Annotated in this window: 13 protein-coding genes; 9 read left to right on the top strand and 4 right to left on the bottom strand. The window is 41.1% G+C overall.

The annotated features are described in order from the left end of the window. Both RBH88_RS01320 and RBH88_RS01325 read right to left on the bottom strand, forming a co-directional pair. Positions 1-3,522: an exodeoxyribonuclease V subunit beta gene (locus RBH88_RS01320; RefSeq protein WP_213691050.1), complete on the bottom strand. Its 3,522-nt coding sequence runs from the start codon at positions 3,520-3,522 to the stop codon at positions 1-3. Beyond that, a complete protein-coding gene (locus RBH88_RS01325) occupies positions 3,509-6,451 on the bottom strand; it encodes a PD-(D/E)XK nuclease family protein (protein WP_213691051.1) in 2,943 nt (980 codons plus the stop codon). The genes RBH88_RS01320 and RBH88_RS01325 overlap by 14 nt, the downstream gene beginning before the upstream one ends. Before the next feature lie 160 nt (positions 6,452-6,611). On the opposite strand from RBH88_RS01325, the gene RBH88_RS01330 reads away from it, so the two are divergent. The 8 genes from RBH88_RS01330 to RBH88_RS01365 all read left to right on the top strand — a co-directional run bounded on the left by RBH88_RS01330 (position 6,612) and on the right by RBH88_RS01365 (position 13,478). Next, positions 6,612-7,631, top strand: coding sequence for an ABC transporter substrate-binding protein (locus RBH88_RS01330; RefSeq protein WP_213691109.1), 1,020 nt, complete (start codon positions 6,612-6,614; stop codon positions 7,629-7,631). Next, complete coding sequence (locus RBH88_RS01335) at positions 7,618-9,408, top strand: choline/carnitine O-acyltransferase (RefSeq protein ID WP_307879794.1); 1,791 nt, start codon at positions 7,618-7,620, stop codon at positions 9,406-9,408. Before RBH88_RS01330 ends, RBH88_RS01335 begins: the two co-directional genes overlap by 14 nt. A 36-nt stretch (positions 9,409-9,444) precedes the next feature. Next, positions 9,445-9,639 carry a hypothetical protein gene (locus RBH88_RS01340; RefSeq protein WP_213695931.1) on the top strand — a complete coding sequence of 65 codons (195 nt, stop codon included), beginning with the start codon at positions 9,445-9,447 and terminating at the stop codon, positions 9,637-9,639. 21 nt (positions 9,640-9,660) lie between these two features. Beyond that, positions 9,661-9,831 (top strand): hypothetical protein, encoded by a 171-nt coding sequence (locus RBH88_RS01345; protein ID WP_213695932.1) that lies wholly within the window; start codon positions 9,661-9,663, stop codon positions 9,829-9,831. A 147-nt stretch (positions 9,832-9,978) separates the two neighbouring features. Beyond that, on the top strand, positions 9,979-10,602 hold the full coding sequence (locus RBH88_RS01350; protein WP_213691296.1) for an HAD family hydrolase: 624 nt from the start codon (positions 9,979-9,981) through the stop codon (positions 10,600-10,602). 15 nt (positions 10,603-10,617) lie between these two features. Then, on the top strand, positions 10,618-11,325 hold the full coding sequence (locus RBH88_RS01355; protein ID WP_213691297.1) for an AzlC family ABC transporter permease: 708 nt from the start codon (positions 10,618-10,620) through the stop codon (positions 11,323-11,325). Further along, positions 11,322-11,627, top strand: coding sequence for an AzlD domain-containing protein (locus tag RBH88_RS01360; RefSeq protein WP_213691298.1), 306 nt, complete (start codon positions 11,322-11,324; stop codon positions 11,625-11,627). Before RBH88_RS01355 ends, RBH88_RS01360 begins: the two co-directional genes overlap by 4 nt. A 33-nt stretch (positions 11,628-11,660) precedes the next feature. Continuing rightward, the gene (locus RBH88_RS01365) at positions 11,661-13,478 is read left to right on the top strand and encodes a thioredoxin domain-containing protein (protein WP_213699302.1); all 1,818 of its coding nucleotides are present in this window, start codon (positions 11,661-11,663) and stop codon (positions 13,476-13,478) included. A gap of 40 nt (positions 13,479-13,518) precedes the next feature. On the opposite strand, the gene RBH88_RS01370 is transcribed toward RBH88_RS01365, so the two are convergent. Next, positions 13,519-14,133 carry a DedA family protein gene (locus RBH88_RS01370; protein ID WP_213695934.1) on the bottom strand — a complete coding sequence of 205 codons (615 nt, stop codon included), beginning with the start codon at positions 14,131-14,133 and terminating at the stop codon, positions 13,519-13,521. Positions 14,134-14,153: 20 nt separating this feature from the next. Then, positions 14,154-15,512 carry an MATE family efflux transporter gene (locus RBH88_RS01375; protein ID WP_213691301.1) on the bottom strand — a complete coding sequence of 453 codons (1,359 nt, stop codon included), beginning with the start codon at positions 15,510-15,512 and terminating at the stop codon, positions 14,154-14,156. Between the two features lie 123 nt (positions 15,513-15,635). Between RBH88_RS01375 and RBH88_RS01380 the strand changes: the two genes are divergently transcribed. After that, positions 15,636-16,310 (top strand): hypothetical protein, encoded by a 675-nt coding sequence (locus RBH88_RS01380; protein ID WP_213691302.1) that lies wholly within the window; start codon positions 15,636-15,638, stop codon positions 16,308-16,310. The last annotated feature ends 29 nt before the right edge of the window (positions 16,311-16,339 follow it).

Consider the following 16,339-nt stretch of genomic DNA (forward strand, 5'->3'; position numbering starts at 1 on the left):
CTATTTCAACGGCCACGTACACTCTCGTTTAAAGGGACAGAGAGAACAGCGTCCTTCTATAGGCTTAAAGGGACCAGATATAGCGAGGTGTGCTGTCTTTCGAACTCTTTCTTCAAGGGCAGTCCAGTCTTTATTTGAAACGTGAACAGGCTCTTCTATTCCTTCTCGTAAGTGCCATAGGCCAAGAGAGATTTGGGATATATGAAGAGCCTTTTTCATTGCTAATGCGTAAAAAGCCAGCTGATCTTTGTACAAGTTTTCAGGTACGTGAGCAAGGGTTGTTATTTTGTAATCGCGAATGAAAAGAGTGTCTTTTTCCCTCCAAAGTAAATCAATAGATCCTCCCATAGTTGGACCTTCTGGCAAAGAGACGCGGAAAGGGAACTCCTTGCGGATTGTTGTCCTGTTTTCCCGAATCTGTTTAACCAAAGAACTCTCTTGAAAGGAGAAAAGCCAAGAATATACATCTTCTCTCGTGTGAGTTCTTTTCCAGACTGGCCTAAGCTCTGATGGTAATGTTTCTGCAAACTCAAGCCAATTTTTTTGAGGAAAGAAGGAATCGAGTGGTACAGATATAAAATCCCATCGAGAGAGGAGAATGTGTACCAAACTCCCTACGTCTGTTCCTCCCTCTGTCGGGTCATCGCTTGGTTGTTCCCATACGAGTTCTTGCCCTTGCCTGTGTTTTAGTCGAAAGGCGTAAGGGCAGTATTGGAAAAGAGCAAATGATGTAGCGCTTATTTTAGATAAAAATTGAGGTTCCGGTTGTGGAAGAGGTACGAAAGACGCTATGTTTTCTGTTGTTTCTTTTTGTAGCTTCACATTAATGACAGAAGGTGGTTCGTCATTGCAAAGTGGCAATCCGGGCTTCCATGTCAGGAGCATATTAAGCCATGATTTCTCAGAAATAGAGTATCCATCTTTATTTTGAGGAAGGAGACTACATAAAACCAGACTATCTCGTGCTCGTGTTGAGGCTACGTAAAAGAGACGTTGCCATTCTTCATATTCTTCTTGCTCATCCAACAGTTTAGAGAGAGACCATGCCAAGGGCGGATTGGAAGATTTTTCGTCAGGGAAATGCCTCAAGGCTACTCCCATTTGTTTGGAAGGCATGAGTCCCTTTTTTTCACCGTCACTGCTGCTTCTTTCCAAGCCCATAACGGCGAGAACGGGAAATTCCAATCCTTTAGCCCCATGAACGGTCATGACACGAATAACATCTTCATGTTCTCCTGATACTTCTGCTTCAGTTATTTTTTCTTGCTTTTCCACGGCATCACGAAGGTATCTTGCACAGCCTGGTAGACTTATTCCGATGGTTTCTTCAAATTCTCTGGCAATATCGATGGCTTTGCGTATATTGGCGGCTACACTTCGTCTCTTCCACGCAGGGAAACTAAGTAATGTTTCGTTTCCTCGGCCAAGGAAGGAGGCAAGTACCGATGATGGGCCAAGAAAATGAGCCATTAAACGCCATTCCTGAATCTGCTGAGCCAGATGAGGCCATTGTTGTTGAAAGGTCTTGTATCTGTATCCTTTTGTTGTTGTTTTGACAAGCTCTTGAACATCATCAAGGGATAGTGTCGAAAAGGGAGAAGAAAGAAAACTTATAAGATAGTTTTCGTTCTCGGGATCATCCAAAAGGTTAAGCAGTTCAATGATATCTTGTATTTCGCTTCGAGAGAAGTAACGGGTACTTCCTTCAAAATAAATGGGAATCTGAAATTCTTCGAAGAAAATCTTCTCGAGCAGAGGAAACCACGTAGTTCGAGAAGGGACAAGAATTGCCATATCTTCCCATTGCACAGGACGGAGACATTCTTGTTTTTTGTCCCAAATCGTGTGTTTATCATTATGATAACGAGAGAAAAGACTAGCGAGACGTCTAATTTGTCGAAGGCGCATATCTCCGACTTTTTCTTTCTCTTTTCCTTCTTCAAGGTAGATAACTAAAGGGTCGACGGTACATTGCTGACGAGTTTTATACGTGTCGAGATTTCTCGGAACGTCCAAAGGTTCAAAGGGCAATTGTAGGTTTTGCCCGAGTCCGTCTTTCCATATGGAAGCAAAAAGGTTGTTTACCTCAGAAACAAGGTTTTCCCTGCTTCTGAAACTTTTATTGAGAGCAATATATTCTCCTTCTCCGCTTTTGGCTTTTCTTATATACGAAGCAAAGAGAGAAAGATCAGCATGACGAAAGCGATAGATAGACTGCTTTACGTCACCTACAAGAAAAAGACGTTGATTATATCGTCTAACAGCCTGAATGAGACGATCCTGAAGAGGGTTCGTATCTTGAAATTCGTCAACGAGAATTTCTTTAAAACGGCCAGCATATGATGGACTCTGTTCAAGGGCTTCTATTGCATAACTGATCATATCGTCGAAAGAAAGCCTGTTCTTTCTAATGCGGAATTCATTCCAAATTTGCCAGAATACAGCAGCGATACGAAGCATACATATGCGTGAAAGCTGTTCGTCAGAATCAAATCCTGAATGAAATGCACTAAGCCATGGTTCGTCTTTTTTTAGGCGATTTCTGTACGGAGAGACTGCTTCTCCAAGAGATTCGGCAATTTCATCTGAAAGTTTTCCGCGAGCCCCTTTCAGCGTATCTATGAGTGAAAGTACAAAAAGCGGCATATCATGTAGAGAAGGTCTTTCACCCCATTGTTTCATTAAACTTTGAATGCGATTACTTAATTGACTTTTCCCTTTGAGTTCTTTGAGGTTATAAAAGATGCCGATATCAGGTTCCAGAAAACGAAGCCATTCTTTTTCCCATTTTTGATACAAGCTTGTCTGAGCTTGTTCTAGAGTGGACTGGTCTCTATCTGGAAGAACGTTGCTCCATTGCCAAATATCTTCTGGACCATATCCTTGGCTGGCAAAGAGGGCTAGGGATTGCCTAGCATGAGTTGTTACTGCTTCTGGCCCAAAGGCGTTAATAATATTCATGAAGAGAGGGTCTGTAAAGAGGGTCCGTACCCTTTCTGTCCATAAGGATGGCAGACCTCTCTGAAACCATTCTTTATTCCACTGATCGAGAGCTTCTTCTGCTTCTTTCCAAAAAATACTTTCCTGAGGAGGAGCGACAACTCCAGATTCTGGGTCAAGATGAGTAGCAAGCCCGCATTCTTTAAGCACTCTCATGGAAAAAGCGTGAATGGTAGAAATATACCCTTCGTCAATACGGTCAGCGGCATCTTGAAATAAGCTTCTATATGAGGGGTGTTTCATCCCTAGTTGAAAGAGCATATTTTTAATTCTCTCAGCCATTTCCAAAGCTGCTTTTTCGGTAAAGGTTAACGTAAGAATCTCATTAGTTGCTGCGCGGCCTGAAATAAGAGCCCAGATGAAGCGCCATGCGAGAGTCCACGTCTTCCCAGTTCCAGCTCCTGCGCTAACTACAACAAGGGGGGAATCAGAAGTTATTGCTTCGTATTGTCCTGGAACGGCCTCAGTCTGCTCTTTTATCTGTTCTTTTATATGTTGCGCAAGAGTGTTATTTGTCTTCATCTTTTTCTCCTTTGCTTGCAAGTTCACTTTTTCTACACATAAGATTGAGAGAGCAGTAGTGACATGCTTTTGAATCATAGTTAGGGGCATATATACCAGACCGAAGGCTTTGTGCCATATTGTTCAGCCCAACTTTTGTCGCTTCAATGAGATCTTCTAGTGTGTTTCCGTTTCGCGCATTTGAACAGCCCGTAATCTCTAGAATATCCTGTTCTTCGACAGCACCTACAATAGAAGTGTCACTATGACAGAGATAGAGAGTTCCTACTACGCGGAGATTGGGCATATGCGCAGGCAACGTTCCTTCTCCTTCTTGGATTGCTAGGGTATATGCAGCTAATTGGAGATTTTTATTGCGGCCGTTTCCGCTGCCGAGCTTATAGTCGAGAATAATAATTCTTCCATCATTGAGAAATTCCACCCTGTCGGCTCTACCTGTAAAAGGAACCCCATTTACACTGAGGAGGGGAAGATCCATTTCTCTATATTGTCTGTAGCGAAGCTTCTCCAGGCCATTTTCTTCCATGATTTGTTGAAGATCGGCCAGTTTTAAGGTCTGTTGCAGAAGTCGTTCATTATGTCTGGTAAGAGAGGATCTCTGAAGCAGGTCAGGATAAGCGTCCTCTACTATTTCTTCCCAATAACGGCGAGCAAGTAGGGAGAGAGATTCTCCTGTCTCTTCATATGTTTCCCATACTTTATTCCAAAGTTGGTGCAGCGTACTTCCGCTTCGTGCCAGATCCAGTCCTGAAGATACGGGTTCGTCTATATTGAGACAGTTGAGGTTCGCAAATCTAAAAGGGCAATCCATATATTCGTCAAGCTTGCTAAGCTGCCCTTTAGGAGATACTGGAACTTCCGTTCTTTCCTCAGGAAGGTAGCGTTGTCTGCCTGTATATGGGTAGGCATCTTCTCTGATCTCAACACCTTCAATAGCAGGCTCCTCTTTTTTAGGCAGAAGATGACTCAATGTTCTCTCGAGAGGAGGAATTTCTTCTTTTGAATAAATCCACTTTTCCGAGAAAGACTTTCCGATGAATGGAGAGGGCGGAAGAGGTTTCCCCGATCCGTCCGCAAGTGGAGAACTTATAATTATGGCCTTTTCTCCACAGGCCAACAGTCGTCTGAATAGAGCTTCTCTTTGTTCTCTTTTTTCTTTAAGTAAGGGAAGATGTCCCCGTTCTGTTCCCATCATTTCATGAAGTGTCATTTTATGATCATCAGGAAGAAGGGAGGATTCGCTTATTTTGCCGGGCCACATAGATGCAGTAGTACCAGGCATTATCCAAAGAGATTTCTGTGTAAGGACTGGCGGAGTCCCGACAAATAAAGAAAGTGTTCCCTCTATTGCCGCAGGGAGCCAGATAGTGGCTATAGAAGCCCAGTGATGTAAGAAAGAGATAGCTTCCGATCCTGAAAAATGTACCTTTCCTGCATTGCCTATTCGATCTTGGAGTTCTCCGAGACTTTCTACTTTTTGTTCTGTTTCACGTAATGCTGCCTGAAGACGGCGAACAGACTCATCAAGTTCCGGATGATCAATGACCCAAAGGGAGAGTTCGTTGCCCCAAGAAGGTGATTCTGCGGCTAGGGTGTATAGGGCGGAAAGCAAATCTGCTGGAGTTCCGCCTTTTTCCATGGTTTTGATAAACTGACACATTTTTTTAAATGAAAGAACACCTCGTTCTGGTGCTCTATGTTTTAGTAGGTCAATCCAGCCTCCCTCACTAAGACTGAATATGTCTGTAGGAGGCGGTGTCTGAATTTCCCTTCCCGCGAGGGATGGTTCACGAAGGATATTCCACGTTTCTTCAACAGGCCATTGTTTTTCACCAGCAGACCATATCCTTCGGGCCAAATCCCAGAGAGGAGTTTGTTCTACTGTAAGCCCCTCATGAATGGAATAAGGAATATGATATCGAGTCAATACTTCTTCTGCCAAAGCCAGACAAGGACTGTCTATAACCATGCCCATTTTCTGCCACGAGGTTGTAGAAGGAAGAATATTATGCTCTGTAATATAGCCTTTCTGGTTCTTCCACAATACAAGCTCTCGTGCCAGTGTTTCCATTTCCATTCGTGGAGATCCCGATGTAATTCGCAGGGCGTTCAGTGTCCCCGATGAGGGAAGACTTTCTACCAAGGCTCCGGGAAACTGATCTACTGTGGTGTAAAAATTATCTAAACCCGTTTGTGGTGTATATATTGTTATTGTTGCTCCTAACGAAGAGAGATGTGAAAGCAGATGTATCTGACTTGAATTAAAGCTTAGAAATCCAACAAATACGAAATGGCGATTAACAACCCATCGTAGCAGTGAAGAGGGACCCTCTTTGAGGAAACGAAGAGCTATAAGAGGAATTTGCGCACTATCTACAAGATGCCATCTCTCTAAATATTCTACGTAAAGGTGAAAAAGGTGACAGAGAATTCCTTCTGGTGTGTGAATATGGGGACATTTTTCTCGGTTACAATTACCACACTCAAGAGAGAGCCCCAATGTTTCTGGCGAAACAGCTTCTCGTAATAACTCTCTAAAATGGTCTCCCAATGTTGAAATAAAGCCGGTTTGCCACACTCCAGGAGGAAGAAGTGTGTTTCCTTTTTGACTTTCCAAAAAATCTTTAACGATATACCGAACAATGAGCCAGTGGTCAGGAGGATCAATTTGGCGAATGTAGTTATTTTGACCTCCTTCAGAATTGTCAGATATGAATGTTTCAAATTGGCGGATAAGATCATCCCATCGCCAAATAGCGGGAGCACTTTGTCCTGCCATATTGTGGGGAAAAATAACATCTTGCAATAATTTTCTATCTCTGCTCGTGGGAACAAAAAATATACAGGAAGGCTTTTGGGCTGCTAAATGAAGCTCTCTTTCAAGTTCTGAAACTTTTCGATAAAGAACTATACGAGGTGATACTGTCATAAAAAGCCCTCCCAATCATGTAATCATCCACATTTATTTTACCTCAAAGATATTTTTAATGGGGCAAGTCGTCTTATTCTGATCGATTATACATCAATGATGTTTATGCCCTTATGTTATAATCAAATTATTATACTAAATTTTAGAAGGGAGTTTTGATATGAAAAGTGAAAAATGGTGGAGAAAAATATTGTTTATGTTTACGTTGTCAGTTGTTCTTTTTAATCTAGCTTCTTGTGGTTTTTCCACAGAAAGTCCTGTTATTTTCCTTGATTTTAGTTGGGAAAGTGTTCAAGTTCATAACAGAATTGCAGCGTATATTATCGAAAAAGGTTTTGGACGGAGTGTAATTTATACGTTTGCGGAAGTTGTGCCTGGGCTTATGGGATTGGAACGAGGGGATGTTCATATTGCCATGGAAACTTGGGTAGACAATGCTGGTGAATTTTGGAAGAAAGCAGAGAAGCGCGGTAAGTTACGGTCTTTGGGGAAGAATTTTCCAGATGCTCCTCAAGGATGGTATGTTCCTACATATTTAATCAAGGGAGATCCAAATCGGGGAATTAAACCTATGGCACCGGATTTAAAAAGTGTAAAGGATCTGTCTCGTTATTGGGAACTATTTCGAGACCCCGAAAATCCTCAAAAAGGACGTTTTTATAACGGACCAACTGGCTGGAACGTAAGCGTTACAAACGAGAAAAAAATGAAGTCCTATGGACTGAATTCCCGTTATACTGTTTTCTATTGTGGTTCGGCAAGCGCCCTTGCCACAGCTATTGCATCTGCATATGAAAAAGGGAAGCCTGTTCTTGCATACTATTGGGAGCCCACTCCTATCTTGGGAATGTATGATATGACGAAATTAGAAGAACCTCCTTATGATGAAAAAGTATGGAATACATCTGGAGGATGTGACTTTCCTGCTTCAAGGGTTTTAAAGACTATAAACACGGTGTTTGCTGAGGAAAATCCGGAGATAGAAAATTTTCTTATAAAATATGAGACGACTATGGGTGAGACAAACACCTTTTTAGCATATATGAAAAGAGAAAGTGCTTCTTCTTTTGAAGCGGCAGTTTGGTTTTTAAAGCATTATTCGGAACGTTGGCATCAATGGCTTGATGATCCTCTCGTGATCAAAAACGTAGAAGATGCGTTAAAAAATGAAAAAATATAAATATTTTTGTTCGAAAGAGAGCCGCTTGCCGGCTCTTTCTTTTTCCGATTTAAATAAAACTTGTCAGTTGTTTTCCATGTGGAGCAAGCCGTTTCTCTCTTCTAATGAAATAGAAACGACTCAAAAAGCGGTGAAAAATTTTTTGCAATCGCCAGAGAAGGGACCTTTTTTGCAAAAGATGCTAGAACAACGTTTGACCGAAGAAGAGTCTTTTCTTGAAAATCTCCCTTATTGGGAAAAATGGTATTTAAAAGCGAGAGATCCTTTGCCTATATACAGTAATCCTTATTATGTCTTCAACGATTCTTCAACTTCATATAGCTTATCTCTATGTGATAGGGCAGCGAAAAGTGTTGTTTCATTTTTGCGTTTTCGAGAAAACCTGTTGCAAAATCCAGAAATAGAATGGGATGAGCGAAATCCTTTAAGTTTGGAACAATATAAAAATTTTTTTTCGACAACGAGAATTCCTGGACTCAATCAAGACTTTTTAAAATCACCTTGGAGCGCGAATGGAGAGGTTTCCACAAAAGAGTCTCATATTATTGTAATCTTTAAAGGTAATTTCTATAAGGTTGATGTTCTTTCTGATAAGGGAGACATTAGGGACACTAACGAATTAAGTGGCGTTTTTTTATCTATTTTGCAGAGTTTCTTTGAAGGAGATGTGTCTACAGAAAGCATATCTTCTCCAGCACTTCTGACAACCCTTCCTAGAACAGATTGGTTCTATTGGCGAAAACGGCTTTTGCAGGTTGATTCTCAAAATATTCATGCCATGAATATTTTGGAGAAAGCTCTTTTTGTTGTTTGCTTAGAAGATCATCCACTCTCTCACACAATGAATGTGTGCAGAAATGTTTGGCATGGAAAAGGAGGAGATCGATGGTTTGATAAATCTCTACAGTTAATTATTGGTCCAGGATATAGAGGGCTTTGTTTTGAACATTCAGGTTTGGATGGAGCTGCGGTCACTCGATTAGTTCGATGGGTTACTGAAGATGAAAAGGTTATCTTTCCACGAGGAGTTATGATGGGAACACTGGCAAAAAAAGTTTCGTTTATTCTTGATTCCTCACTATGTAAAGCTATAGAAAAAGCTGCAGCACATTTTGACTCAATGATAAAAGGAACGTCTTTAATCGTTAGAGATTTTCCTTCTTTTGGATTAGAGGATATAAAAAAGCATTCTCTTAGCACAGATGCTTTCGTTCAAGTGGCTATTCAATCAAGTTTTTTTAAGAGCTTTTCTTCTCTCCCTCATGTTTTTGAATCGGTTCATCTTCGTCACTTTCGAAAGGGACGAACAGACGGAATGCGCCCTGTTACAAAAGATTCGGTTCTCTTGGTTAAGGGAATGAGAGAAGGGTATAAGAAAGAAAATCTAAAAGAGTTGTTACAAAGAGTTTCTCAGTCTCATCGAGAAAGAATTGCTATGTATATGAACGGTTATGGTCCGGAAGCTCATTTATCTTTGCTCTACGAAGTGTGGAAAGAAAATTCCAAGGATGGGAAAATACCTGATATATTCCAATCCCCAGGCTGGTTACATTTTACTCAAAATGAAATTACCACAAGTACGACATTACCTACTGGTCTTAAAGCAGCAGGGTATGGGCCAGTAGAAGAGAAAGGCTTTGCGGTTCGTTATCTCAGGTATCCTCATTCTCTTCGGTTTAGTTTTTCATCTCGATGTAGCGAAGAGGTTCGTCTGAAGATTTTTATTGAAAATATGTTTTATTCCCTTGAGGAAATGATGACTTGGCAGGTATTCTAATATATACTATTGGGGGTATTCGTGAGGAGGGATAGAGTGAGAAGAATAGTCTTATCAGTAATGCTCGTATGCAGTCTCTATATTTTTTCGACAGGGTCAGTTCTTTTTGCTTTGGAAGCGTCACAAAATGCTTCAGAGCTTACCTTTGCTTTTTCTGATCAGGCACTGGCGTTTTTGCAGCGTTTGCCTCAACCTCTGTATCTTGATTGGGGATATTACAGAGGTATTTGAGGAGAAGATGCGTCGGCTCTCGTGAAGAGCCAAAAACCGATTGATCCAGAATCTTTCGTTCTCGTTTCCCATGGTGACGTTACGCTGTGGGTACGAAATAGTATGAAATTCAAAGATGATATTATTACTCTTGAATTACTAGAATTTCGAGGTAATAAAATTTTGATTAGTAAATCGGTCCTTTACGATTAAAGTTTAATAGGAATGACTAATCTTCCGGTGTTTCCTTTGTGTAAAAGGAAACACCGGAATTTTGCTTTTTTCTTTTTCTTAAGGTACGATTCTTTAATATCTAAAAATTTTTGAGTCAAGCAATTTTTTTGACAAGGTGGAATTAACGTGATAAAAGCTGTCGTTTTTGATTTTGATATGACTTTGGCTGATAGCAGTTATGCAATTACTGATTGCACCAATCGTTTGGCACAAGAGCACGGATTGCGTAAGGTAACGAGAGAAGAGGTTTTGAAGACTATTGGTATGCCTATCCGAGATTCTTGGCTTCAGCTTTGGGGAGAGTTTAAAGAAGAATGGCTTACTCAGTATAGAGGATTTTTTGTAGAGCAGGAATATGCTGGAATTCGGCTTTTTCCAGGCACAGTCATGCTCTTGGAATCTCTTCGCAATAAGGGAATTCGTCTTGCAGTGGCATCGAATCGCCAAAATGCACGTCCGGTGGTAGAGTCTCAAAAACTTGATGGCTTTTTTGAGCATATTATCGGTATTCAGGATGTAGAACATCCTAAGCCTGCTCCTGATATTTTGCATAAAAGCATGGAACTTTTAGATGCTGCTCCTGAAGAAATATTCTACGTAGGGGATACAGACCTTGATATGATGACGTCTGTTGCTGCTGGAGTTCGTGGAGTTGGTTTGACTACTGGTAATTTCTCGTCCCACGAATTAAAAAATTCTGGTGCTTATTATACCTTCGATAAAATAGAAGACATACTTACTCTTTTTTAGAGGTTTGTTAAGGATATGAAAGAAATAGAGAGAAACAGCCTTTATAGCGGATTCAAGGCAGGTATTCCTATTGTCATTGGGTACATACCAATTGGCATGGCTTTCGGACTTTTAGCTCGTAATGTAGGGGTATCTTTTGGTGAAAACTGCCTTTTTTCTATCCTTGTTTTTGCAGGAGCAAGTCAATTTATGGCGTTGGATCTTCTCAGGGCCGGGATAGCCACAGGAGATATTATTTTGGCAACCTTTCTTCTGAATTTGCGCCATATGGTTATGGGAGCTTCATTGGCAGCTCGTCTCAAAAATGTAAATAAGAAGTGGCTACCATTTATAGCCTTTGGCATTACAGACGAAACTTTTTCTGTAGCTTCTTTGCAAGGTAAAGAGTTGTCTCCTTTTTTCTTGATGGCATTAAATGGGGTGTCTTACGCGGCGTGGATAGCAGGAACTGCATTGGGGTATGCTGTCGGTACTGTTTTGCCCGAGACTGTTCAGATTAGTTTGGGAGTAGGACTGTACGCTATGTTTACTGCTATTTTGATTCCGGAAATAAGGAAATCTATGACGGCTCTTTGTTTAGCTGGCTTCTCCGGTTTGGTTTATTTTATTCTTGACGCTTTGGAATTTTTCCCTGATGGCTGGAAGCTTATTACAGCTATTATAGTTGGTTCTTCGGCCGGTCCTTTTCTTTTGAAAGATTCTTACGAAGGAGAAAAGATATGAAAAGTTCTTTGCCCCTTATTATTGGAATGCTTATTGTGACGTACATTCCAAGATTTTGCCCTTTTTGGATATTATCCCAAAAGACCATATCTCCTTCGATGAGGAAGTTCCTTTTTGCCATTCCCTACACTGCTCTTGGAGTTCTTATTGTTAGAGGCGTAGCAGAATCTTCTTCTGAGATGGTAATTCCCACATTAGCTGGCATTGGTACGGCAGCTATCTTCTCATGGTTTGGAAGGGGATTGATTTTCTCTGTATTGGCGGCTATTTTTATTACCTATGTGACGCTATGTTTAAGTTAACAGTGTCATTTTTTGATTTTTAGAGGTGAAGTAATGAAAAATAAATCGAATAGGTTAATCAATGAAAAAAGTCCGTATTTACTTCAACATGCTCATAATCCAGTAGATTGGTATTCATGGGGAGCTGAAGCCTTTGAGAAAGCTAGAACAGAGGATAAACCCATATTTTTGAGTATCGGATATTCTTCATGTCACTGGTGTCATGTTATGGAAAAGGAGAGCTTCAGTGATGACGAAGTTGCTAACCTCCTGAATGATGCTTGTATTTCTATAAAAGTGGATAGAGAAGAACGTCCGGATATTGACCATGCATGTATGGCCGTGAGTCTTATCATGAATGGGAGTGGCGGATGGCCCTTAAATCTTTTTCTGACGCCAGATGGTAAACCTTTTTTTGCGATATCCTATGTTCCCAAACGGACGTCTGGACAGATTCCAGGTCTTGTCGATATAGTTCCACGTGTTAAGTGGCTTTGGCTTATGCAAAAGCAAAATGTAATTCAATCAGCAGATAGTATTTTAGAAGCTTTGAAAAAGGGAATATCAAACCAAAAAGGCTCTTGTCCGGGGCGAAGTGTCGCAAAAGAAGCATTTAAAGGATTGTGTGAGAGTTTTGATCCTTTGTGGGGAGGATTTGCGGATTCCCCCAAATTCGCGATGCCTCATTCTCTTCTTTTCTTACTTGAATATGGGAAGATGTTTAAAGAGGATAAAGCTTTTGAAATGGTGGAGCGAACACTAGAGACGATGGCTATGGGGGGAATACGAGACCATCTCGGTGGAGGCTTTGCCCGCTATTCTATTGATAGGGAATGGAAAGTTCCTCATTTTGAAAAGATGCTCTACGATCAGGCTCTTCTCCTTTTGGCTTATGCCTCGGCATGGGAAGTAACAGGCCGAGAAATGTATAAAAATGTAGCTTTTGACATAGCGTCATATGTGTTGCGAGATTTACGCTCTCCTCAGGGGGCTTTTTATGCTGCCGAAGATGCTGATAGTGAAGGAGTAGAAGGGCGTTTTTATGTGTGGTCGGAGAAGGAAATACGGGAGATATTGCCGCCAGAATCATTGCCTCTCTTCCTAAATGCGTACGGCATTCAGAAAAGTGGGAATTATAACCATCCAGTTACTGGACGACGAATGGGCGATAATATTCTCGCTCTTTCTGCCCCTATTCCTCAATTGGCGGAAAAGTATGAGATCGACTTGCAAACGTTAGAAAAACAGTTAGCTGCCTCTCGTCATTTGCTTCTTGACGCGAGGAATAAACGTTCTCGCCCTCATTGCGACAAAAAGATTCTTACAGATTGGAATGGCTTGATGATTGCTGCTTTAGCGTTCGCGGGACGAATTTTTAAAGAACAACGTTTTATTGATGGGGCTCAAAAAGCAACGGAGTATATTTTATCTAAGGCTGTTCATGTAGAAAAAGGAATCTATCATAGCGTTGTGGACGGTAAAGGATCTGTTTCTGGTTTCCTCGACGATTATGCTTTTTTGATCTGGGGACTTCTCGAATTAGAAGAGGCTACAGGAAAGCCAGTCTATGGTGAGCGAGCAGTAAAACTTTCTGAGCGCATGGATTCTCTCTTTTATGACGAAAATAGTGGTGGCTATTTTATGACCTCTGAGAAAGATGAGTTGCTCTTTTTCAGACCCTTGGAAGCCGAAGATGGTGCTGTTGTTTCAGGTAACTCTGTGGCTATGATGAACTTATTGCGTATGCACCAAAGAACTGGGAAAAAGGAACATCTTCAAAAGGCTCGATCTATAGGAGCTGCATTTGCGCAAAACGTTCAGCAGAATCCAGTACTCTACACCCATTTTCTTACTGCAGTTCTCGACTTTTAAAACTCAGGAGGCTCGTGTCTCACGAACCTCCTGAGTTTCTTTACTTTCCGTTGTTTTTGTTCTTTTTTCTTACATAAATTGTATAAATAGAAGCGATAGAGAAGCAGAAAATAACAGCAATAATTGTTACGGTGTGAAGATATTCAGTTACCAATTCTTTATTATTTCCTACCCAATATCCCACAAAGGCCAGTATTGTTACCCATATGCCTGACCCTATAGCAGTAAAGATACAAAAGGGAAATAGAGGCATTCTAGATAGCCCGGCAGGAAGAGAAATATATTGTCGAATCCCGGGAAGTAAACGCCCTATAAGAGTACTGATGTGTCCATGTCGTACGAAAAAATGTTCCGCTTTATCGAGCGTTGATTCCTTCAGAAAGAAGTATTTCCCATATTTATGGAAAAAGGGACGCCCAAATCGGAGAGAAATCCAATAATTGAAGAGGGCTCCGAGAATACTCCCTAGTATTCCCATTATGATAACAAGTAAAATATTCATTTCGCCGATTGAAGCTAAGTAGCCTGCAGGTGGTATTACAACTTCACTTGGGAAGGGAAAAAAGGAAGATTCGAGAAACATAAGGCATATGATTCCGAGATATCCAAGATGTCCAATAGTTGTGACGAGCCAAGATACGGCAGTTTCAAGCATAGAGTCAATTCTCCTTTTCTTTATCGTAATCTTTCTGAGCAAAGCGTTGTAAGACGTTGCATTTCCCGCCTATATAGAATCAGAGTTATTATAGCTGCTAAAACATCAGAAATGGGGTAGGCCTTCCAAATTCCTTGAAGACCATATATGGAGGGGAGAAATAGAACCAGTGGTATTAATAGTAATACTTGACGAAGCAAAGAGAGAAAAAGAGCAGGTACAGCCTTTCCTATAGCTTGATACAGTCCAGAAGCCATAACTTGAAATCCTATAAAAGGGAAACCTATAGCCATATACCTAGATGCTGTAATGCCCAAGGGGAGAAGTTCTCTGTTGGTGCTGAACAAAGAGATGAGTGTCTCTGGCATGAAATAGAGAAGAGCGGCAGAAAGAAAACATAAAAAAGTAGAAATGGCTATTGTGAGTTTCATTGCTGTCGTAACCCGACAAAAGAGCCTTGCACCAAAATTGTAGCCGACGATAGGAAGAAGTCCCTGTACTATTCCAAAGATGGGCATAACAGCAAATTGAGTTATCCTGAGTAAGATTCCAATAGCGGCAATTGCTGCATCTCCTCCCCAAAAAGCGAGCTGTCGATTTATAACTACGAGTGAAAGACTTGCTGCTCCTTGTCTGAGAAAAGCGGAAAGGCCAATAGCTATTACTTCAGATAAAATGTTGAATTGGGGTTTGAGATTACGTAAGGAAAAACGGACATCGCTCTTCCCTCTAAGATAGTATAATCCTAGCCATAGTGCTGTTGAGGCTTGAGCTATTACGGTTGCTATCGCTGCTCCTTGAATCCCCATGCCTAAGATAAATATAAAAATAGGATCGAGAACGACATTTACTCCTGCTGAAATAAGCATGGTTTGCATAGCAAAAGTTGCGTTTCCTTCTGCTCGTACTGCATTATTGCATGCGATTGAGAAGGCAAAGAAAACAGATCCTGCGAATAGAATCTTCATATACGCGGCGGCAAAAGGAAGAATAGCATCTGTTGCTCCGAAAAGACGGAGGATAGGTTCAAGAAAGTAAAGTCCGAAAGATGCGGCTATAGCGCTAAGCAGCAAGGTTGAACTCATAAGGTTTCCAAGAGTCTTTTCTGCTTTTTCTCTATTTTTTTCTCCGAGACTTCGTGAGATAATAGAAGCACTGCCCACACCAATTATTTGTGCTGTTGCCATGATTACCATTTGAATTGGAAATGCAATGGATATTCCAGCAATAGCCAGCATGCCAACGCCCCGCCCTACGAAGATCGCATCGACAACGTTATAGAGAGCTTGAGCGATCATTCCTACCATGGCGGGAAAAGATAGCTTGGGAATCAGTTTCAGAATAGATTCTTTTTCAAGGAAAGTTGATTCATAAGCCATCTGAAACCTCCATAATACAAAGAGTTTCTTAAAGTATAACAGACAGGTAATTCCGCGCTTGTAGGGTAACGAGTGATGCGATATATTATACAAATTGTTTCCCGGGAAGGAGGTATATAAGCTATGAATAACCTTCCATACTGGAATGTCAATCTTGATATGGATATTGCGTCGTGGTTGCCTTTGGGAATTGACTACCGCCCTATATCGGTGAACCATCTCTATAGCGGTGAACTTGTTACATTAGCATCTCTTTCTTTATCACTAGGAAGTGAGCTTTTTTGCCTCTCGAGTCCCCGCATGGGTTTTGCAGGTCCTTTTCTTCGAGATTGCATGATTATTCCTGGACGTGCAAGAGGGCTGACCTTGGGATTCACAGCAGTTTTTGGTTACTCAACTTTGATGGAGGATTTAGTGGCGCGGCAAACAGATGGGAATCGAGCTATACGTGCTGGAGTTTCCCTGTGTAACTTTTGGAGCAGATCTATGCTTCTGGGGAGTTTTAAAGCAATTGTTCTCGTTAGTTCTTCTCCTTTTTTTGACGATGAAGATTTTCTCGCTCAGTTTCTTGAGGCAATGAGAAAAGAGAAGGGGAACCGGGAATTAGGATTTTTTGCCGAACAGTTTGGGTATCGGCGTTTTTCAATTCCCTACGAGACAGATGATCCTTTAAAACTTGAGATTAGTCGTCTCCTATATGAAATGGAATTCGAAGAGACGCGAGAAGCAGTTGGCCCGTCTCCAGAAGTGCCTTTTCCTTCTCCTCTTAGCATGATTGCAAAGTTAGCTAAAGGGTAAGATAAAATTATATCGGATCGAAATAAAAA

This window comes from Aminobacterium sp. MB27-C1 (genome assembly GCF_030908405.1).
Classification (GTDB): domain Bacteria; phylum Synergistota; class Synergistia; order Synergistales; family Aminobacteriaceae; genus Aminobacterium.